Raw genomic sequence first — 18,776 nt, forward strand, 5'->3', positions numbered from 1 at the left:
TCCACCTCAACCCGCGGGCGCCGCGCCGCAAGCCGCCGCAATCAATTGCGCCGCCGCCTTCGGTGCGGCCAGAATCGGCCCGCACCCCGGCCCATAAGTCTGGCTGGCCGCGTACACACCTTCGATCATCAACCCGAGCGCGTTGGCCAGCGCGACCGGATCGTCGGCGCCGGCGTCGGTCGCGAGGCCGGTTAGCCGCGCCATCAGCCGCGCCTTGTTGTCATACACGAACTGCCGCGCCGGATGCGCGGCGTCGGGAAACTCCACCGACACGTTGACGAACGGACAGCCGCGATAATCGTCCACTGACGCCCGCACTGCGAGGTCGTCGAAATATTGCTGCAACTGTCTGGCCGGATCACCCGGATGTTTGGCGAAACTCTTCTCCACGTAGCCGAAGAACTGCTCATCCTTGCGCGCCAGATACGCCATCACCAGGTCGTCTTTCGACGAAAACTGGCGATACAGACTCATCTTGTTGACGCCCGCCCGCTCGACCACTGCGTCCACGCCGACCGTGCGCACGCCTTCGCGATAGAACAGCTCGTCCGCGGCGCGCAGCAGATGCTGCTGCGCCTGCGGCCCCGCCGTCTGCGCACTGCGCGCGCGCCGTGTGCCGGCCGCCTTGGGGGTTTCGCTATCGGACATGAATGACCACCTCGCCGTAATTGACGCCTTGACATGTTACCGAGCAGTAACTACGATCGCAACACTATTGTGACAGATCTGTCACAAGTCCCTTACCGAAGTCGTAACAATGCGAACGATGCGGCCGGTCCGGCCGGCATCGATTGGAGAACCGATGAACTGGGCAGCGAGACTGATTGGCGGGCGTTTCCACTACGGCTGGTTGACGGTCGCGGTGGTGTTTCTGGTGTTGCTGGCGGCGGCCGGCACGCGCGCCACGCCCAGCGTGATGATGGTGCCGCTCGAGCATCAATTCGGCTGGAGCCGCGCGACGATCTCGCTGGCGATCTCCGTGAACATTGCGCTGTACGGCCTGATGGGCCCGTTCGCGGCAGCCGCGATGCAGCGTTTTGGTGTGCGTCCCACGCTGCTGGCCGCACTCGGCACGATGGCGGCGGGCGTCGCGCTGTCGTCGCTGATGACGCATCCGTGGCAGATGGTGCTGATCTGGGGCGTGATGGTCGGCGGCTCGACGGGCGTGGCGGCGCTATCGTTGTCGGCCACGGTGGTGACGCGCTGGTTCACCACGCGCCGCGGCCTCGTGATGGGCATTCTCACGGCCAGCTCCGCCACCGGCCAACTGGTATTCCTGCCGATGCTCGCCGCCATCGCCGAGCATCACGGCTGGCGTAACGTCGTATGGGTCGTGGCGATCGCGGCGGCGATCGTGATTCCGCTGGTCGCGTTTCTGTTGCCCGAACGGCCGGCTGACATGCAACTGCGCCCGTACGGCGAAGCGCACGACGCGCCGATCGCCGCCGCCGGCAGCAAGCAGAATCCGCTCGCCATCGCGTTCGGCACGCTCGCCATGGCGAGCAAGCGGCGCGATTTCTGGCTGTTGTTCTTCAGCTTTTTCATCTGCGGCGCGAGCACCAACGGCTATGTCGGCACGCACCTGATCGCCATGTGCGGCGACTACGGCATGACGGAAGTGCAGGGCGCCTCGCTGCTCGCCGCGATGGGCATCTTCGATCTGTTCGGCACGACGTTGTCCGGCTGGCTGTCGGACCGCTTCAATAGCCGCGTGCTGCTGTTCTGGTATTACGGTCTGCGCGGTTTGTCGCTGATCTACCTGCCGCACGCGTTCGGTATCGACTTCTTCGGTCTGCCGCTGTTCGCGGTGTTCTACGGGCTGGACTGGATCGCGACCGTGCCGCCGACCGTGCGTCTGGCCACGGACGTCTTCGGCAAGGAATCGGCGCCGGTGGTGTTCGGCTGGGTCGTGGCCGGCCATCAGCTCGGCGCGGCTTTCGCGGCGCTCGGCGCCGGCATGCTGCGGGCAAGCCTCGGGACTTACACCGTGGCGTCGATGATTTCGGGCGGCCTGTGCCTCGTGGCTGCGCTGATCGTGCTGCGTATCAACCGGCCGGCCAAGGTGCCGGAACCGCAAGTGGCGTGAGGCTTGAGCCTTGGGGCAAGCCGGAAGCAAACTGCCCGGCAATGTCTGTCGGAACACCTCGCCGCAACGGCCCCACGGGGCCGTTTTCGCTTTGCAGCCTGCGTGAAAACTAACTGCGTACAGGTTGGAGCACGCGCATCGAAGCCCGGTTATGCTATGTGGCCCCGGGCAGTCGCCCGTCGATCATGAATTTCGACCGAGAGAAGCGCATGACCAACAAACCCGCCCCTACCGAAGTTGCCATCCACGAGCTGATTGCAGGCCGCTGGAGCCCGCGCGCGTATTCGAGCGAGCCGGTTAGCCGCGAGCACCTGCACGCCGTGCTGGAGGCGGCTCGCTGGGCCCCTTCGTCGTATAACGCGCAGCCGTGGCGTTTTGTCGTCTTCGATCGCAGCGTCGACGAGGTCTCCTTCAAGAAGGCTTTCGCGACGCTGGTGCCGTTCAACCAGGGCTGGAACGCCCCGGCGCCGGTGCTGATCGCGGTGACCACGCACACGCTCACCAACAAGGGCGAAGTGAATCGCTGTGCGCCTTACGACGCGGGCGCGGCAGCCATGGCGCTCGTGTTGCAGGCGCATGCGCTCGGCCTCGCCGCGCATCAGATGAGCGGCTTCGATGCGAACGCATTCCGTACGGCGTTCGAGTTGCCGAACGACGTCGACGTGATCTCGATCATCTCGCTTGGTCACTACGGTGAGGTCGACAAGCTCGACCCGGTGCTGCGCGAACGCGAGAAGTCGGTGCGCCAGCGTTTGCCGTTGGCGGATATCGCCTATGGCGGCGGGTGGAAGAAAGCGTTCTGAGCGGCGGTACGCCCTCGTATCACCTCTTCCGTAGAAGATGGAAAGCAGTTGGAAACGCGCGGGGGCAGTTCAAACCGCGCGTTTTTTATTCCGCTGTGGGCCGATCGTCCTGCTCGTCGACCACGCTCGACAGCGGCGCGGCAACGCTCTCGAGCGATTTGCGCTCGGCGTCCACGCCCCAGATCGCCGCGATCACCGCGGCCGCGAGCATTAGCGCCGAGCCGACCAGATAGCCCGAGAACACCTCGCTGCGCTGATGCGTATCGATCAGGCGGCCGAAGAACGCCGGCCCGGCGATCCCGCCCAGCGCCGTGCCGAAGGCGTAAAACACGGCGATGGCCAGCGCCCGGATTTCCAGCGGAAACGATTCGCTGACCGTCAGATAGGCCGAACTCGCCGCCGCCGACGCGAAAAAGAAAATCACCATCCACGCAATCGTCTGCGTGAGGACGGTGAGCAGGTGCTGCTCGAACAGATAACCGCTTATCGTCAGCAGGATTGCGGACAGGCCGTAGGTCGCGGCAATCATCTTGCGCCGTCCGATCACGTCGAACAGCCGGCCGAGCAGCAGCGGCCCGAGGAAGTTGCCGAGCGCGAACGGCAACAGATACCAGCCGATATGGTCGCCCGGAACCTGATAGAAATCGGTCAGCACCAGCGCGTAGGTGAAAAAGATCGCGTTGTAGAAAAACGCCTGCGCGGTCATCAAGGAGAGGCCGACCAGCGCGCGTCGTCGGTGGACGTTGAAGAGGGTATGGAACACCTCGCGCAGCGGCGTGTGATCCCGCGCTCGCAGCTTCAGGTGCGTCAGATCGTGGTCGGCGAGCGCGTGGCCCTCGCGACGAAAGCGTGTCTCGATGTTTTCGACGATCGAGCGCGCCGCGCGCTCGTCGCCGTGGGTGAGCAGCCAGCGCGGACTTTCCGGCACCCAGATGCGCATCGGCAAAATGGCCAGCGCCAGCACCGCACCGATAAAGAAGCACGCGCGCCAACCCCAGTCGGCCGGTAGGAGATGCGGATCGAGCAGCACCAGCGAACCCGCCGCACCGAGCCCCGCGCCGACCCAGAAGGTGCCGTTGATGCCGAGATCGGTCCAGCCGCGCACGCGGGCCGGCGTGAATTCCTGGATCGTCGAATTGATCGCCGTATATTCGCCGCCAATCCCAGCGCCGGTGAGAAAGCGAAACAGCAGAAAACTGGCCAGATTCCATGACAACGCGGTCGCGGCCGTGGCCGCCAGATACAGCGCCAATGTGATGAAAAACAACTTGCGACGGCCAAGGCGGTCGGTCAACCAGCCGAAGCCGAGCGCGCCGAGCACCGCGCCGGCGATATAGGCGCTGCCGGCAAGCCCCACGTCAGCGTTGGAAAAGTGCAACGACGGACTGGATTTCAACGCGCTGGCCACCGCGCCCGCCAGCGTCACCTCCAATCCGTCGAGCAACCACGTCACGCCTAGCGCGACGACGATCAGCGAGTGAAAACGCCCCCACGGCAAGCGGTCGAGCCTTGACGGCAAATCCGTCTCGACGATGGCGGCGGTTTTTTCGTGGACAGCGGCGGTAGGCGGCGCGCTCATTGCTCCAAAGTCTCCTCAAGTCCGAAAATTGGCGGCGTATCCTGTCGAATTCAGCAAGTTTTGTTCCGTCGGGCGGCCCTGACGCGTGAATGCGAGCGGCCCACAAGCGTCAGTTGATGCTGGTTGGGCTTTCGTGTTACAAAGCCGCTCCCCTTTCTGTCCGCGCCAGCCGTGAGCGGCGATTCCTGCCATGAACTATTGCGCGATTGACTTCGGTACTTCCAACTCGGCCGTGGCCGTTCCCGACGGCGGTGCGCTCAGGCTCGCGCCGGTCGAAGGCGCCTACACGACGCTGCCCACCTCGGTGTTTTTCAATACCGACGAAAACACCCGCGAGTTCGGACGGGCGGCGCTCGCGGCTTACATCGACGGTTTCGACGGTCGGCTGATGCGCTCGATGAAAAGCATTCTCGGCTCGCCGCTCGCCGAGAATTCCACCGATCTCGGCGACGGCTCCGCGATCAAGTACACGGATGTGATCGCGATTTTCGTCGATCATCTGAAGCGCTCGGCCGAAAAGGCCACCGGCGCGCCGATCAGCCGCGCCGTGCTGGGACGCCCGGTGTTTTTCGTCGACGACGATCCGCGCGCCGATCAGATGGCACAGCAGCAGCTCGAAGCCGCCGCGCGTTCGGTCGGTTTGCGGGAGATCCACTTCCAGTATGAGCCGATTGCGGCGGCGTTCGACTACGAGTCACATCTCGCGGAAGAGGGGCTCGTGCTGGTGGCCGACATTGGCGGCGGTACCTCGGACTTCTCGCTGGTGCGCGTCGGCCCGCAGCGCATGACCCGCGCGGAGCGCAAGGACGACGTGCTGGCGCACCACGGCGTGCACGTGGCGGGCACGGACTTCGACCGCCGCGTCGAACTGGCGACGATCCTGCGCGAGCTCGGCTATCAGGCGCTTGATCCGGAAGGCCGCGAAATTCCGAACCGGGTCTATTTCGATCTGGCGACCTGGCACCTGATCAACACCGTCTACGCACCGAAGCGCGTCAGCGAACTCTCACTGATGCGGCATCTGTTCACCGAGGTCAAGCACCACGACCGTTTGATGCGCGTGGTGGAACAGCGCTTTGGCCACGCATTGGCGGCGCACGCGGAAGAAGCCAAGATCGGCGTGGCGGCGGGCGGCGAGACCGTGATCGATCTGGACGAAGTGGAAGACGACCTGCGTCTCGCCTTCGACGAAGCGCAGCTGGTTAAAGCGGGCCAGGACGAAACGCAGCGCATCGTGCAGGCGGCGCGCGACACGGTTCAGGCAGCCGGCGTTGCGACGCGCGACGTCGGCGCGATTTACTTCACCGGCGGTTCGACGGGTTTGGCGTTTCTATCGGGTGCATTGGCGGCGGCGTTTCCGGACGCCAAACCGGTATTCGGCGATCGTCTCGCCAGTGTCGCGACAGGTCTCGGTATTCACGCGCGACGTATCTTCGGATAACCGGACTAATCAATCGCATACCGCGAAGATAATCACCGCGACTCGTTGTAATGGATATAAAAAAACCCCGCCGAGGCGGGGTTTTTTTGCGTCCAGAAGGAAGCGTGAAGCTTAAGCCGGCTTGATGTTAGCGGCTTGCTTGCCCTTCGGGCCCGTCTTCACTTCAAACGTAACCTTTTGGTTTTCTTGCAGCGTCTTGAAGCCTTCCGTGCGGATTTCCGAGAAATGCGCGAACAGATCTTCGCCACCGCCGTCCGGCGTGATGAAGCCAAAGCCCTTTGCGTCATTGAACCACTTGACGGTACCGGTTTCCATATTACTTGTTCCTAAAGATGGTAAATAAGGCCGAAGCCCAGAAAGTGCATGAAAATCAAGGAAGGGGGTAATGGGACCAACCGGAGTACCGTTGATGGGCGAACTACGAAAGACCAATTCACTCGCCGCTTGAAATCCTGCCCGGACGTTATACGGCCATTTTGAGAGAAGGTCAACACTCTCCTGGCAACTTTCCACACTTTAGGGTAGTGGGCGCAAATTTTGCTTACAAAGCTTGCTGTTCGCCCGATTTTTTTGCTAGGGAGAACCCTTAGTTGGCCTGCAGCGTGCGGGTGCAACCGTTAAACTACGCGCCGCGCGTCGGTTGCACCTGATTAGAATGGACCGTCGCCGCATCGACATGCGTATCACCCCGTCCCGCTCCCAGCGACGTCACGTGGTGCCGGTATGGTTCGGATGCACATTTGCATAGGTCCGGAGTCGGTGCTAAAGCACTCACTTCGGCCGACACAGGAGAAGACGTGAAAAGTTCTATACAACGGAACATCGGGCCGGTCGCGCTGCTGCTGACCGGCTTGGGTTCGATCATCGGATCGGGCTGGCTGTTCGGCGCGTGGAAGGCTGCAAAAATTGCCGGCCCGGCTGCCATTTGTGCATGGGTGATCGGCGCGGTCGTGATTCTTGCGATTGCGTTGACCTACGCGGAACTCGGTGCGATGTTCCCGGAGTCCGGCGGCATGGTGCGCTATGCACGTTACTCGCACGGCGCGCTGGTGGGTTTCATCAGCGCGTGGGCCAACTGGATCGCCATTGTCTCGGTGATTCCAATCGAGGCTGAAGCATCCATTCAATATATGAGTACGTGGCCGTATCCATGGGCGCACGCGCTATTCGTGGATGGGTCATTAACTCATAACGGGTTATTGCTGTCCGCCGCGCTCGTGATCATTTACTTCATGCTGAATTACTGGGGCGTGAAACTGTTCGCGCGCGCCAATTCGGCAATCACGATCTTCAAGTTTCTGATTCCCGGCGCGACGATTCTCGGTCTGATGTTCACGGGCTTTCATCGGGAAAACTTCGGCGAAGCGAGCAGCTTTGCGCCGTACGGCTGGTCGGCGGTGCTAACAGCAGTGTCGACGAGCGGTATCGTGTTCGCGTTCAACGGTTTCCAGAGCCCGATCAACCTCGCGGGCGAAGCGCGCAATCCGACCAAGAGCGTGCCGTTCGCGGTGATCGGTTCGATCCTGCTCGCGCTGGTGATCTACGTGCTGCTGCAGGTCGCCTACATCGGCGCGGTGAACCCGGCCGACGTGATGAAGGGCTGGAGCCACTTCAACTTCGCTTCGCCGTTCGCGGAACTGGCGATCGCGCTGAACCTGAACTGGCTGGCTATCCTGCTGTACGTCGACGCGTTCGTGAGCCCGAGCGGCACCGGCACGACCTACATGGCGACCACGAGCCGCATGATCTACGCGATGGAACGCAACAACACGATGCCGAAGATGTTCGGCAACGTTCACCCGTTCTACGGTGTGCCGCGTCAGGCGATGTGGTTCAACCTGCTGGTCTCGTTCATCTTCATGTTCTTCTTCCGCGGCTGGAGTTCGCTGGCGGCGGTGATTTCGGTGGCGACGGTGATCTCGTACCTGACCGGCCCGATCAGCCTGATGGCGTTGCGCCGTGCGGCGACGGATCTGGAGCGTCCGCTGCATATCGTCGGTATGAAGGTGATCGCGCCGTTCGCGTTCGTGTGCGCGTCGCTGATCCTGTACTGGGCAAAATGGCCGCTGACCGGCGAAATCATCCTGCTGATGGTCGTCGCGCTGCCGGTGTATTTCTACTTCCAGGCGAAGTCGGGTTTCGGCGGCTGGGGGCGTGATCTGAAGGCGGCGTGGTGGCTGGTGGCCTACCTGCCGGTCATGGCGATCCTGTCGCTGATCGGCAGCAAGGAGTTCGGCGGTCGCGGCTGGTTGCCGTACGGCTGGGACATGCTGGTCGTGATCGCGTTCTCGCTGGTGTTCTACTACTGGGGCGTGCACAGCGGTTATCGTTCGGAATATCTGGACGAGCGCGACGAGCATGACGAAGTGCTCGAAGGCATGGGCGCGCATTAAGTTGCGGCGTTTGTACGAAAAAAGCCCGCCTGAGGTGACTCAGGCGGGCTTTTTGTTTGGCGTGACGATTTGGCGTTTCGGCGTTTCGCTGCTGCGGCTACAGGCTCACGCGGTGCCGAACACGTAATTCGTCATTGCAAGCGAACGCTGGTAGGTGCCCAGCGATTGAATCGCCAGCGAATAGTCGTCGTCGGCCGCGCCCAGCGCCGCGAAAACGGGCAGCAGATGCTCGTCGGTCGGATGCATCAGCACCGCGTGCGGCGCCTGGTGGCGGTAGTCGAGCAGCGCGTCGATGTCGTGCGCGGCCAGCCGGTCCTCGAACCAGTCGGTGAATTCGGCGACGCGCGGATCGGCATCTTCCGGACGCGCGGAGAAATCCGCCGCGCGCAGATTGTGCGTGATCTGGCCGGAGCCGATCACCATCACGCCGTCGTCTTGCAGCGAGCGCAGCGCTCGGCCGACACGGAAATGATGGGCCGCGTCCTGATGCGGCTGGATCGACAATTGCGCGACGGGCACGTCGGCGTCGGGGAACATCAGCAGCATCGGCACCCAGGCGCCGTGGTCGAGCCCGTGCGGCTGGACGTCGGTAAGCACGCCGTGTTCGCCGAGCAGTGCGGCGGCGCGCCGCGCCACTTCGGGCGCGCCCGGCGCCGGGTACTGGATTTCGTACAACTGACGCGGAAAGCCGTAGAAATCGTGGATCGTTTCCGGCGCGGCGGACGTGCTCGCCACCGGCTGGGCCGTGCCCCAGTGGGCCGACAGCATCAGCACGGCTTGCGGACGCGGCAACTGCGCGCTCAGCACACCGAATTCGGCGGACGGCAGGGACGGGTCGATCGGCAGCGTGGGCGCGCCGTGGGAAAGGAAAAGCGAAGGCAAGCGGTTCATGTCAGCAACGCGGCCGGGAGGGCGGGGCGTGACGGTTGGGTTGCTATCAATATAGGTTCACACCGCGGCTTGATAAACGGGTGAAAACAGAATTGATTGTGTCGCCGGCGTTGTTAATGCGAAGCGCCCGGCGTCAGCCCTGCGCGTCCCGCAAGCCCTGCCAAACTGGCGACATAGCCGGCCCCAGCGCAAACAGATCCAGCACGCGTGCCGCGGTGTGATCGACCATCTCGTCGATCGACGCGGGCTGGTTATAGAACGCCGGCAACGGCGGGAAAATCACGCCGCCCATCTCCGTGACCGCCGTCATGTTGCGCAGATGCGCGAGATTGAACGGCGTTTCGCGCACCAGCAGCACGAGCCGGCGGCGTTCCTTCAGGGTGACGTCGGCGGCGCGGGTGATCAGGTTATCGGAGAAACCGTGCGCGACGCTGGCGAGCGTCTTCATCGAACACGGTGCGACGACCATGCCGTCGGTCGCGAATGAGCCCGAGGCGATGCTCGCGCCGACGTCGCGCACCGAATGGACGACATCCGCGAGCGGATGCACGTCTTCTTTGCTCAACTGGAGTTCGTGCTGGATATTGAGCCAGCCCGCGCTCGAAATCAGGAGATGGCTCTCCACGCCGCCCAGCCGGCGCAACGTCTCGAGCAACCGGATACCGTAGATGGCGCCGGTTGCGCCGGTGATCGCGACGATCAGCCGACGGGGCGCCGCAACGCGTGTTTCCATGGCTCGCGGCGCCTTGAATGAACTCGTGAGGGTCGTAAACGAACAGTCGAACCGGGGCCGCTCAGGCCGCGGCGAACAGTTGTTGCAGTTCGCCCGACTCGTACATTTCCATCATGATGTCCGAGCCGCCGACGAATTCGCCCTTCACGTAGAGCTGCGGAATGGTCGGCCAGTTCGAGAATTGCTTGATGCCCTGGCGGACTTCGTCGTCTTCCAGCACGTTGACGGTTTTGATTTCCGCGACGCCGCACGCCTTAAGAATCTGGATGGCGCGGCCGGAAAAACCGCACATCGGGAACTGGGCGGTGCCCTTCATGAAGAGGACGACGCCGTTTTCGTCGACGATTTGCTTGATGCGTTGTTGCGTATCCATGACTGACCTTGCGGTTCCGTGATGTGTGGGGAATAGGCTGAAATGATAGCGGATTTCGGTATAGCCGGCCGAGCGCCGCTTCGACCGTTGTATGAGTTCAGCGTGAATCCTGGCCTGAGGGCAGGCCCGAGGTCGGCTTCAATCGGACAAACGCCCGCCGCTAATTCGTTCGATGCCCGCCAGATCGCGCTCGGAGCGCACTTGCGCGAACCCTTGCGCCGTCAGCAGCGCGCGAACGGCTGCGGCCTGATCGTAACCGTGTTCGATCCACAGGACGCCGTGCGCGGCGAGGCGCGCGGGCGCGCCGGCGACGATCGCGCGGATCGCGCTCAGGCCGTCGGCTTCGTCGGTTAGCGCGCTGCGCGGCTCGAAACGCAGATCGCCTTCCGCCAGATGCGGATCGCCGCTCGGGATATACGGCGGATTGCTGACGATCACGTCGAAGCGTAGTGCGGCGTCGAGCGCCGTGTACCAGTCGCTTTGGCTTAAAACCATGGTGCCGCCGGGACGTTTTGGGTCGAGCAGACGTGTGGCGTTGCGCGTTGCCACCGCAAGCGCTGCGGCGGAGCGATCCAGCGCGTGGACTTGCGCGTCCGGCCGTGTCGACGCGATCGCAACCGCAATGGCACCGGTGCCGGTACCGAGATCGAGCACACGCGGTCGCGACAGACTTTCCATGGCCGCCAGGGCGGTCTCGACCAGCAATTCGGTTTCAGGCCGCGGAATCAGCACGTCAGGCGTGACTTCGAAATCGAGGCCAAAAAATTCCCGCGCGCCGACCAGTTGCGCGACCGGTTCTCCGGCCACCCGCCGCGCTTCCAATACGCGATAACGCTCGATCGCAGCGCTTTCAAGCGCTTCATCGCTGCGCGTGATCAACTGCGTATGACGCCAGCCGAGCACATGCGTGAGCAGAATCCGCGCTTCGAGCGGTGGCAGCGGCGACGCGCGCAACAAAGCGGCGGGCGTGACAGGCGTGGCGTTCATCGTCGGCGCTTTAGTCCGAATCGCCCAGCGAAGCCAGCAATTCTGCTTGATGTTCGCTGACGAGCGCCGCGATCAGTTCGTCGAGATCGCCGTCCATCAACGCGTCGAGGCGGTACAGCGTCAGGTTGATCCGGTGATCGGTCATGCGCCCTTGCGGGAAGTTATACGTGCGAATCCGCTCGGAGCGGTCGCCCGAGCCGATCAGGTTCTTGCGCGTGGCGGCCTCTTTCGCGTGCTGTTCTTGCGACTGCTTGTCCTTGATGCGCGCGGCCAGCACCTTCAGCGCGCGATCCTTGTTCTTGTGCTGCGAACGGTCGTCCTGACATTCGACGACGATGCCGGTCGGCAAGTGCGTGACGCGCACGGCCGAATCGGTCTTGTTGATGTGCTGGCCGCCCGCGCCCGACGCGCGGAACGTGTCGATCCGCAGATCGGCCGGATTGATTTCGACTTCGCCGATTTCATCCGCTTCCGGCATGACCGCGACGGTACACGCCGAGGTGTGAATGCGCCCCTGCGTTTCGGTGGCCGGCACGCGCTGCACGCGGTGGCCGCCCGACTCGAACTTGAGCTTTGAATACGCCGCTTCGCCGGCGATCCGTACGATCACTTCCTTATAACCGCCGAGATCCGATTCGCTCGCCGACATCATCTCGACCTGCCAGCGGTTGCGCTCGGCATAGCGAAGATACATACGCAGCAGATCGCCCGCGAACAGCGCGGATTCGTCGCCGCCGGTGCCCGCGCGGATTTCGACGTAGATATTGCGGTCGTCGTTCGGATCCTTCGGCAGCAGCATTTTTTGCAGTTCCGCGCCGAGTTTCTCCATGCGTTCGCGTGCCGCGCGAATTTCTTCTTCGGCGAAGTCGCGCATCGACGCGTCCGTCAGCAGTTCCTGCGCGGTCTCCGCGTCGTTCATGGCCTGACGCCACAGCGCGTAATGTTCGACCACGGGCCCTAGCTCCGCGTGCTCGCGTGTGAGCTTGCGGTATTGATCGAGATTCGAGGTGATGTCCTCGCGGCTCAACAGGTCGTTCAGTTCGGCCAGCCGGGTAGTGAGCTGGTCGAGCTTGCGTTGCATGCTCGTTTTCATCGGACGGGGTTCGGAGCGGGCTCCGGAAAGGACGGCGACTAGGGGAATGGGCTGATGCCCTGGTCAGAAGCACGTCGCGGGCCACCGTGGGTGGCGCGGACCGCGCGGCGGAGGCTGCGCCGCTAACGCTCCGTGGAACCGGAGTGTTTGTAGAAACCGCTCATCAGTTCAATGAGCGTGTCACGGTTTTCGCTGCTCGCGCGATTGAGCGCGTGCGTGGGTCCGTGGATCAGCTTGTTGGTGAGCGCTTGCGACAGCGCTTCGAGTACCGCAGCCGGATCGTCGCCGCGCGCGAGCATTTTCTGCGCACGCTCCACTTCGGCGCGACGCAGCACGTCGGCCTGCGTGTGCATATGGCGGATCACCGGCACGATGCTGCGCGCGTCGAGCCACTGCATGAAGTTCTGCACGCGCGTTTCGATGATCGCTTCGGCTTGCGCGACCGCGGCCTGACGCGAGGCATTGCCTTCGCGGACGATTGCACCGAGGTCGTCGACGGTGTACAGGAACACGTCTTCGAGCTTGCCGACTTCAGGTTCGATGTCGCGCGGAACCGCCAGATCGACCATGAAAATCGGCCGGTGACGACGCGCTTTCACCGCCCGTTCGACCGCACCCAGGCCGATGATCGGCAGGGTGGACGCCGTGCACGACACGATGATGTCGAACTCGTGCATGCGCGTGGGCAGTTCCGACAACGGAATAGCACGGCCGTTAAAGCGTTCGGCGAGCCGCGTGCCGCGTTCGGCCGTACGGTTCGCGACCACCAGTTCGCGCGGCTGCTGTGCGGCGAAGTGCGTGGCGCACAGTTCGATCATTTCGCCCGCGCCGATGAACAGCACACGCTGGTTCGAGACCTTGTCGAAAATGCGCTGCGCGAGCCGCACGGCGGCCGCGGCCATGGAAACCGACTGCGCGCCGATTTCGGTGGTGCTGCGTACTTCCTTCGCGACGGCGAAGGTGCGCTGGAATAATTGGTTCAGATACGTGCCAAGCGCGCCGGCTTCTGACGCGGTGCGCACCGCGTCCTTCATTTGTCCGACGATTTGCGTCTCGCCCAACACCATCGAATCGAGGCCTGACGCGACGCGGAACGCGTGGCGCACCGCTTCCGATTGCGGCAGCGCGTAAACGTGCGGCGCGAGTTCGTCGATAGGCAGGTTGTGGTATTTCGACAGCCACTGGATCGCGGCTTCGCGCGCGGCCTGGTCGTCGGTGACGCAATAAAGCTCGGTGCGATTACAGGTGGACAAAATCGCCGCTTCCGGCGCCGTGCGGGCCGTACGACCGAGCCAGGCGCTCGTGAAGGTGTCCAGTGCAGGCTTGATCTGTTCGAGCGGAAACGCCACGCGTTCGCGCAAGGCGACAGGCGCAGTGTGGTGATTGATTCCGATCGTTAGAAGCTGCATTTGGGGGAGCTATGGTTTAGCCCAACATTATAGCGTTTCCAAGATTCTTACATTGGACGCGTGTCAACCCACTTCCACCGCGGCCTCTACTGGAGTTTCCAGCGGGATCGCGTCGAGCTGGTAGCCGTAGCCGTAAAGCGGCGTCAGACAGTAGCCGAGTTCCGGACGCAACTGCAATTTAGTGCGTACGCGCGACGCGTGCGTGTCGACCGTCCGCGACTTCAGGTCGCGGCGGCGCGCCCAGACGGTTTCGAGAATATGCGCGCGCGACACCGGACGAGACAGATTGTTGAATAACAGCAGCGCAAAGCGAAATTCTTTCGGCGTCAGCGTGACTGTTAGATTACGAAATGTGACGGCTAGCGCGGCTGTGTCGAACGCGTAGCCGCCGATTACGTCGCGCCGCCGGTTGAGCGGCCGCCGCAAGCCGGCGCGACGCAGCACGGCGTCGACCCGCGCGAGCATTTCGGGACCGCGAACCGGCTTGCTGAGGCAGTCGTCGGCGCCGGCATGCAGCGCCGCGACGATCTGGCTTTCACGCGGCGCGGACATCAGCACGATCACCGGCAAGCCCGGCAGGACAACGCGAGCGCGCGGAATCACGTCTTCGGCCGGGTGGTCGCCGGCCCAGCTTTCGGTGATGAGAAGATCGAAGAAATCGTCCGCGGCGTGCTTCAGGAACGGGGCGCTCGCGGTGAAGTGATAGCAGACGTGGCCGCCGGCAAAAATAAGCCGGCCAACCAGTTTGGCGTGCGGCAGGTCCGGCTCGATAAGGGCGATTCGCATGGCGCGCTTTCAGCGTGGCAATGACCGAGAACCGGGCATATTCGTAAGGCTTACAGCTTGCCTAACATCACACCGACCCCTAAACTCAACCGCTATGCGGAAAGCGCCGTGCTGAACTTCTATAGTTAATGAGACAAAAATGTTAGCTGCCCTGGTTCCTTGCGCCCATGAGACAAATCTGAAATCGCGCGGGGTCGGCTGCTAATGGGGTGGCCCGGTGTGGTCGTCCTGGGGTTGGCGATCGGCCTCGCGGGCTGGTGGTTGCATCCGTTGCGCCGCTCGAGCCGCGCTCGTTGGTGGATGGCGCTGCTGGCCGGCGTGATAGGCGCCGCGGTCGCGCTCATGGCCGGCAATGTGACCGGCCTCTTTCATGATGGCGACACGCTCGAATGGCCGGTTTGCACCGCCGTTGCGTTGATCGCCGTTGCCGTGACGGTCGGCTCGCTTTCCCGTCGATGAATATTTGCAGGTGACTCTGATGAACGCCCGACTTCCCGAAACATCCTCGATTCCCGAACGGCTCGCCACGTTGCGTGACGCAATGGCGCGCGAAGGCGTGGCCGCTTATCTCGTCCCGTCGGCGGATCCGCATCTTTCCGAATATCTGCCGGGGCGCTGGCAAGGCCGGCAGTGGCTATCGGGTTTTACCGGCTCGGCGGGCACGCTGATCGTCACGGCGGATTTTGCCGGTGTCTGGACCGATAGTCGCTATTGGGAACAGGCCAATGCGCAACTGGCCGGCACGACCGTTCAGTTGATGAAAATGACCGGTGGCCAGCAGACCGCGCCGCATTTCGAGTGGCTCGCGCAGAACGTCGCGAGCGGCGGCACGGTAGGCGTGGACGGCGCGGTGCTCGGCGTGGCGGCGGCGCGCGCGCTGACGCTCGCGCTCGGCGCGCGCGGCGTGAAGCTGCGTACCGATGTCGATCTGTTCGACACGATCTGGCCGCAGCGTCCGTCGTTGCCGGCCGCCGCCGTGTTCGAACATGCCGCGCCGCATGCCGGCGTCGCGCGTGCTGACAAGCTGGCGCAGATTCGTCGCGCGATGGCGGAGAAGGGCGCGCAGTGGCACTTCATTTCCACGCTCGACGACCTCGCATGGCTGCTGAATCTGCGTGGCGCCGACGTCAGCTATAACCCGGTGTTCGTCGCGCATGCGTTGATCGGTGCGGACGGCGCTTCGCTGTTCGTGTCGGACGGCAAGGTGCCGCAGGCGCTGGCCGACGCGTTGGCGCGCGACGGCATCAGCGTCAAGCCCTATGCGAAGGCGGCCGAGGCGCTGGCCAAGCTGCCCGACGGCAGCGCGCTGCTGATCGACCCGCGGCGGATCACCTACGGTTCGCTGCGATCGGTGCCGGGCACGGTCAAGGTGGTCGAGGCGGTCAATCCGTCCACGTTCTTCAAGTCGCGCAAAACAGAAGCCGAAGCCAAGCATGTGCGCGAAACCATGGAGCAGGACGGCGCGGCGCTCGCGGAATTTTTCGCGTGGTTGGAAAGCGCGCTGGCGCGCGGCGAGAGCCTCACCGAAATGACCATCGACGAACGTCTGACGGCGGCGCGCGCGCGTCGTCCGGGGTTCGTGTCGCTGAGCTTCGCGACGATCGCGGGCTTCAACGGGAACGGCGCGATGCCGCACTATCGCGCGACCGAGGCGTCGCATGCGGTGATAGAAGGCAACGGGTTGTTGCTGATCGATTCGGGCGCGCAATATTTGAGCGGCACGACTGACATCACCCGCGTCGTGCCGATCGGCACGATCAGCGAGGCGCAACGCCGCGATTTCACGATCGTGCTGAAAGGCACGATGGCGTTGTCGCGCGCGCAATTCCCGCGCGGCATCCGTTCGCCGATGCTCGACGCGATCGCCCGCGCGCCGATCTGGGAAGCCGGTGCCGACTACGGCCACGGCACTGGCCATGGCGTGGGCTATTTCCTGAACGTGCACGAAGGCCCGCAGGTGATTTCGCACTATGCGCCGGCCGAACCGTGGACCGCCATGGAAGAGGGCATGATCACCTCGGTCGAGCCGGGCATCTACCGGCCGGGCAAGTGGGGCGTACGGATCGAAAATCTCGTGCTGAACGTGCCGGCTGAAAAAACCGAATTCGGCGATTTCCTCAAGTTCGAGACCTTGACGCTGTGCCCGATCGACACGCGCTGCCTCGATCTGTCGCTGCTGCGCGACGACGAACGCGCGTGGCTCAACGCGTATCACGAGACGGTGCGCACGCGCCTGTCGCCGCATGTTTCCGGCGACGCCAGGGCGTGGCTCGACCTGCGCACGCAACCCATCTAAGCGCCGCGGCGAAGCGGCGTTCGTACGGAGAAAGAGTGCATGGCGATCAAGGCAGTGGTGTTCGATTTCGGCGGCGTGCTGATCGATTGGAGTCCCGAGTATCTGTATCGCAAGCTGATTCCGGACGAAACCGAGCGCCGCTGGTTTCTGACGCATGTCTGTTCGATGGATTGGGTGATCCGGCAGGACGGCGGCCAGCCGATCGCCGAGGCCACCGACGAACTGATCGCGAAGTTTCCCGATCACGAGGCGCTGATCCGCGCGTTCTACGAGCGCTGGCATGAGATGGTGGCCGGCGTGCTGGAACAGGGCGTGGCGTTGATGGAAAAGCTCGAAGCCGCCGAGGTGCCGCTGTTCGGGCTGACCAACTGGTCGGCCGAGACCTTCCCGTACGCGTGGGAGCATTACCCGGTGCTGCGGCGGTTTCGCGACGTGGTCGTGTCGGGGCGGGTGGGACTGGCAAAGCCCGATCCGGCGATTTTCGCGGCCATGCTGGAGCGGATTCATGCGCAATTGCCGGGCATCGAGCCCGGCGAGCTGGTTTTCATCGACGACAATCAGAAGAATGCTGACGCCGCGACGGCGCTTGGCTGGCATGGCGTGCATCACACCAGCGTTGAACGGACGGAAGCGAAACTGCGCGAGCTGGGTTTGCCGGTTTAAGTTGTTTTTTTAGAGGCGGCGCAGGCGTACCGGTTTCCACGCAGGCCCAAACAGAAGCAGGCCTGGCAAAAGCTAGCCGAGCGCGCCTCGCCTCCGTACTACAGCATAGCGGCTACTGCCCCAGCAGACTCTTCAACGCGTTCCCCAAGCCTTTCACGGTTTCCCCAGCGCCTTTCGCCACGCCCTCGACGCTCACCCCCAGCGTCTTCGCGAAGTCCGCGCCGATCCGCTTGACGATGCCTTCCCGCACCGAAAACTTCGGATCGCGTAAATTGCCGTCCAATACGAAATGCAGCGTGATGTCGCCGTTGTGCGCTTTGAGCGCGGCAATGGCGGCCTTGGTCGGAATCGACATGAAGGTGTCGAGCGGATCGCCGCTGTCGGCGAGTTGCAGGTTATGAACAGTCACCGTACCGGGCGCATGCAACTGATAGTTGCGCACGGTCGACTCGACCGTCAGATCGACCGTACCGCCCGCGATCTGTGCTTTCGCGCCGGTCTTTTTCACCAGGTACGGATCGAGCATCGCGACATCGACGCCGCGTAGCGTGCTGGTGGTCTGTGAGTCCTTGGTGGCGATCTTGATCCAGCCGTTGAACGACACCGTGCCGGTATGCACCGGCCCTTTGATCGATCCCGTGAGGTCCACGTTGGTCGGTTCGGTGAGCGCGGGCAGATGCAAATGGTCGACGGTTGCGTTGGCGTTGCTCACCGTCACCTTGAAGGCCGGCGGCCCGACCGTCATGTCGTAGAAGTGGAAGTTGCCCTGTTCGAAGCGGATGTGATCGACCAGCTTTTCTCGGGGTGTCGCGGGCACGGCCGCACCGCTGGCCTGGTTGTCCGCCTGGTTCACCGATTGCCGCAGATTCGGCAGCAGACCAATAGTGCCGTCTTTCGCGCGCAGCACGGCCATGTCGAAACCGCGCACCACCACGCTGCGCAAATGCATGCGCCGCGCGATCAGATCGCGAATGTCCGGAGTGAGCGTGATTTCGTCCGCCCGAAGCGGGTCGCCGGCGGGCCAGCCGGGCGGTGCCTTGAGGACGACATTGGTGAGATGAACCGAGGTGAGGCCGACATCGATACGCTCGGCGCTACCTAAAGGGCCGAGCGCCGCAATCACTCGCGCCTTCACTTCGCGTTGCGCGAATTGCAGCGCGCCGATTGCGACCACGATCAGCACCAGCAGCACGCCGCCCACGGCGACGATCCAGCGCTTGCCCTTCGACATCGCCATGCTTAC

At 63.4% G+C, this 18,776-nt stretch carries 18 protein-coding genes; 7 read left to right on the top strand and 11 right to left on the bottom strand.

The annotated features are described in order from the left end of the window. Window positions 1–6: 6 nt before the first annotated feature. Window positions 7–648: a TetR/AcrR family transcriptional regulator gene (locus BX591_RS19810; RefSeq protein ID WP_111933013.1), complete on the bottom strand. Its 642-nt coding sequence runs from the start codon at window positions 646–648 to the stop codon at window positions 7–9. Between the two features lie 154 nt (window positions 649–802). On the opposite strand from BX591_RS19810, the gene BX591_RS19815 reads away from it, so the two are divergent. Continuing rightward, window positions 803–2,086: an MFS transporter gene (locus BX591_RS19815; RefSeq protein WP_111933014.1), complete on the top strand. Its 1,284-nt coding sequence runs from the start codon at window positions 803–805 to the stop codon at window positions 2,084–2,086. Window positions 2,087–2,295: 209 nt separating this feature from the next. Further along, window positions 2,296–2,889, top strand: coding sequence for a nitroreductase family protein (locus BX591_RS19820; protein WP_176343102.1), 594 nt, complete (start codon window positions 2,296–2,298; stop codon window positions 2,887–2,889). Window positions 2,890–2,974: 85 nt separating this feature from the next. On the opposite strand, the gene BX591_RS19825 is transcribed toward BX591_RS19820, so the two are convergent. Continuing rightward, the gene (locus BX591_RS19825) at window positions 2,975–4,468 is read right to left on the bottom strand and encodes an MFS transporter (RefSeq protein ID WP_111933015.1); all 1,494 of its coding nucleotides are present in this window, start codon (window positions 4,466–4,468) and stop codon (window positions 2,975–2,977) included. Window positions 4,469–4,658: 190 nt separating this feature from the next. On the opposite strand from BX591_RS19825, the gene BX591_RS19830 reads away from it, so the two are divergent. Further along, window positions 4,659–5,909 carry an Hsp70 family protein gene (locus BX591_RS19830; protein ID WP_111933016.1) on the top strand — a complete coding sequence of 417 codons (1,251 nt, stop codon included), beginning with the start codon at window positions 4,659–4,661 and terminating at the stop codon, window positions 5,907–5,909. Window positions 5,910–6,020: 111 nt separating this feature from the next. Here the strand turns inward: BX591_RS19830 and BX591_RS19835 are convergent, their stop codons facing one another. Continuing rightward, a complete protein-coding gene (locus BX591_RS19835; protein ID WP_060858913.1) occupies window positions 6,021–6,224 on the bottom strand; it encodes a cold-shock protein in 204 nt (67 codons plus the stop codon). 482 nt (window positions 6,225–6,706) lie between these two features. Here BX591_RS19835 and BX591_RS19840 point away from each other — a divergent pair, with 482 nt between their 5' ends. Beyond that, window positions 6,707–8,302 carry an APC family permease gene (locus tag BX591_RS19840; protein WP_111933017.1) on the top strand — a complete coding sequence of 532 codons (1,596 nt, stop codon included), beginning with the start codon at window positions 6,707–6,709 and terminating at the stop codon, window positions 8,300–8,302. Between the two features lie 105 nt (window positions 8,303–8,407). Here BX591_RS19840 and BX591_RS19845 read toward each other — a convergent pair whose 3' ends face one another. The 7 genes from BX591_RS19845 to BX591_RS19875 all read right to left on the bottom strand — a co-directional run bounded on the left by BX591_RS19845 (window position 8,408) and on the right by BX591_RS19875 (window position 14,574). Further along, window positions 8,408–9,193, bottom strand: coding sequence for a DODA-type extradiol aromatic ring-opening family dioxygenase (locus BX591_RS19845; RefSeq protein WP_111933018.1), 786 nt, complete (start codon window positions 9,191–9,193; stop codon window positions 8,408–8,410). Between the two features lie 133 nt (window positions 9,194–9,326). Beyond that, window positions 9,327–9,926 (bottom strand): UbiX family flavin prenyltransferase, encoded by a 600-nt coding sequence (locus BX591_RS19850; RefSeq protein ID WP_111933019.1) that lies wholly within the window; start codon window positions 9,924–9,926, stop codon window positions 9,327–9,329. Between the two features lie 61 nt (window positions 9,927–9,987). Then, window positions 9,988–10,299 (bottom strand): Grx4 family monothiol glutaredoxin, encoded by a 312-nt coding sequence (gene grxD / locus BX591_RS19855; protein WP_035554969.1) that lies wholly within the window; start codon window positions 10,297–10,299, stop codon window positions 9,988–9,990. A gap of 138 nt (window positions 10,300–10,437) precedes the next feature. Beyond that, complete coding sequence (gene prmC / locus BX591_RS19860) at window positions 10,438–11,286, bottom strand: peptide chain release factor N(5)-glutamine methyltransferase (protein WP_111933020.1); 849 nt, start codon at window positions 11,284–11,286, stop codon at window positions 10,438–10,440. A 10-nt stretch (window positions 11,287–11,296) separates the two neighbouring features. Next, the gene (gene prfA / locus BX591_RS19865) at window positions 11,297–12,379 is read right to left on the bottom strand and encodes a peptide chain release factor 1 (RefSeq protein ID WP_111933021.1); all 1,083 of its coding nucleotides are present in this window, start codon (window positions 12,377–12,379) and stop codon (window positions 11,297–11,299) included. Window positions 12,380–12,501: 122 nt separating this feature from the next. Further along, window positions 12,502–13,788, bottom strand: coding sequence for a glutamyl-tRNA reductase (gene hemA, locus BX591_RS19870; protein WP_111933022.1), 1,287 nt, complete (start codon window positions 13,786–13,788; stop codon window positions 12,502–12,504). A gap of 63 nt (window positions 13,789–13,851) precedes the next feature. Further along, the gene (locus tag BX591_RS19875; protein ID WP_111933023.1) at window positions 13,852–14,574 is read right to left on the bottom strand and encodes a response regulator transcription factor; all 723 of its coding nucleotides are present in this window, start codon (window positions 14,572–14,574) and stop codon (window positions 13,852–13,854) included. 204 nt (window positions 14,575–14,778) lie between these two features. Between BX591_RS19875 and BX591_RS19880 the strand changes: the two genes are divergently transcribed. The 3 genes from BX591_RS19880 to BX591_RS19890 are packed head-to-tail and all read left to right on the top strand — an operon-like array spanning window position 14,779 to window position 17,533. Continuing rightward, the gene (locus BX591_RS19880) at window positions 14,779–15,033 is read left to right on the top strand and encodes a hypothetical protein (RefSeq protein WP_111933024.1); all 255 of its coding nucleotides are present in this window, start codon (window positions 14,779–14,781) and stop codon (window positions 15,031–15,033) included. A gap of 19 nt (window positions 15,034–15,052) precedes the next feature. Beyond that, window positions 15,053–16,870: an aminopeptidase P family protein gene (locus tag BX591_RS19885; RefSeq protein WP_111933025.1), complete on the top strand. Its 1,818-nt coding sequence runs from the start codon at window positions 15,053–15,055 to the stop codon at window positions 16,868–16,870. 39 nt (window positions 16,871–16,909) lie between these two features. Then, on the top strand, window positions 16,910–17,533 hold the full coding sequence (locus BX591_RS19890; RefSeq protein ID WP_111933026.1) for an HAD family hydrolase: 624 nt from the start codon (window positions 16,910–16,912) through the stop codon (window positions 17,531–17,533). 112 nt (window positions 17,534–17,645) lie between these two features. Here BX591_RS19890 and BX591_RS19895 read toward each other — a convergent pair whose 3' ends face one another. After that, window positions 17,646–18,770, bottom strand: a complete 1,125-nt coding sequence (locus BX591_RS19895; RefSeq protein ID WP_111933027.1) for a DUF748 domain-containing protein — start codon at window positions 18,768–18,770, stop codon at window positions 17,646–17,648. Window positions 18,771–18,776 lie beyond the last annotated feature (6 nt).

The sequence above is a fragment of the Paraburkholderia bryophila genome, assembly GCF_003269035.1.
Classification (GTDB): Bacteria; Pseudomonadota; Gammaproteobacteria; order Burkholderiales; family Burkholderiaceae; genus Paraburkholderia; species Paraburkholderia bryophila.

What these genes read in the sequence shown, in the direction of transcription:
- BX591_RS19810 (WP_111933013.1), bottom strand. Translation starts at nt 648, where the DNA reads ATGTCCGATAGCGAAACCCCCAAGGCGGCCGGCACACGGCGCGCGCGC.
- BX591_RS19815 (WP_111933014.1), top strand. Translation starts at nt 803, where the DNA reads ATGAACTGGGCAGCGAGACTGATTGGCGGGCGTTTCCACTACGGCTGG.
- BX591_RS19820 (WP_176343102.1), top strand. Translation starts at nt 2,296, where the DNA reads ATGACCAACAAACCCGCCCCTACCGAAGTTGCCATCCACGAGCTGATT.
- BX591_RS19825 (WP_111933015.1), bottom strand. Translation starts at nt 4,468, where the DNA reads ATGAGCGCGCCGCCTACCGCCGCTGTCCACGAAAAAACCGCCGCCATC.
- BX591_RS19830 (WP_111933016.1), top strand. Translation starts at nt 4,659, where the DNA reads ATGAACTATTGCGCGATTGACTTCGGTACTTCCAACTCGGCCGTGGCC.
- BX591_RS19835 (WP_060858913.1), bottom strand. Translation starts at nt 6,224, where the DNA reads ATGGAAACCGGTACCGTCAAGTGGTTCAATGACGCAAAGGGCTTTGGC.
- BX591_RS19845 (WP_111933018.1), bottom strand. Translation starts at nt 9,193, where the DNA reads ATGAACCGCTTGCCTTCGCTTTTCCTTTCCCACGGCGCGCCCACGCTG.
- BX591_RS19850 (WP_111933019.1), bottom strand. Translation starts at nt 9,926, where the DNA reads ATGGAAACACGCGTTGCGGCGCCCCGTCGGCTGATCGTCGCGATCACC.
- grxD (WP_035554969.1), bottom strand. Translation starts at nt 10,299, where the DNA reads ATGGATACGCAACAACGCATCAAGCAAATCGTCGACGAAAACGGCGTC.
- prmC (WP_111933020.1), bottom strand. Translation starts at nt 11,286, where the DNA reads ATGAACGCCACGCCTGTCACGCCCGCCGCTTTGTTGCGCGCGTCGCCG.
- prfA (WP_111933021.1), bottom strand. Translation starts at nt 12,379, where the DNA reads ATGAAAACGAGCATGCAACGCAAGCTCGACCAGCTCACTACCCGGCTG.
- hemA (WP_111933022.1), bottom strand. Translation starts at nt 13,788, where the DNA reads ATGCAGCTTCTAACGATCGGAATCAATCACCACACTGCGCCTGTCGCC.
- BX591_RS19875 (WP_111933023.1), bottom strand. Translation starts at nt 14,574, where the DNA reads ATGCGAATCGCCCTTATCGAGCCGGACCTGCCGCACGCCAAACTGGTT.
- BX591_RS19880 (WP_111933024.1), top strand. Translation starts at nt 14,779, where the DNA reads ATGGGGTGGCCCGGTGTGGTCGTCCTGGGGTTGGCGATCGGCCTCGCG.
- BX591_RS19885 (WP_111933025.1), top strand. Translation starts at nt 15,053, where the DNA reads ATGAACGCCCGACTTCCCGAAACATCCTCGATTCCCGAACGGCTCGCC.
- BX591_RS19890 (WP_111933026.1), top strand. Translation starts at nt 16,910, where the DNA reads ATGGCGATCAAGGCAGTGGTGTTCGATTTCGGCGGCGTGCTGATCGAT.
- BX591_RS19895 (WP_111933027.1), bottom strand. Translation starts at nt 18,770, where the DNA reads ATGGCGATGTCGAAGGGCAAGCGCTGGATCGTCGCCGTGGGCGGCGTG.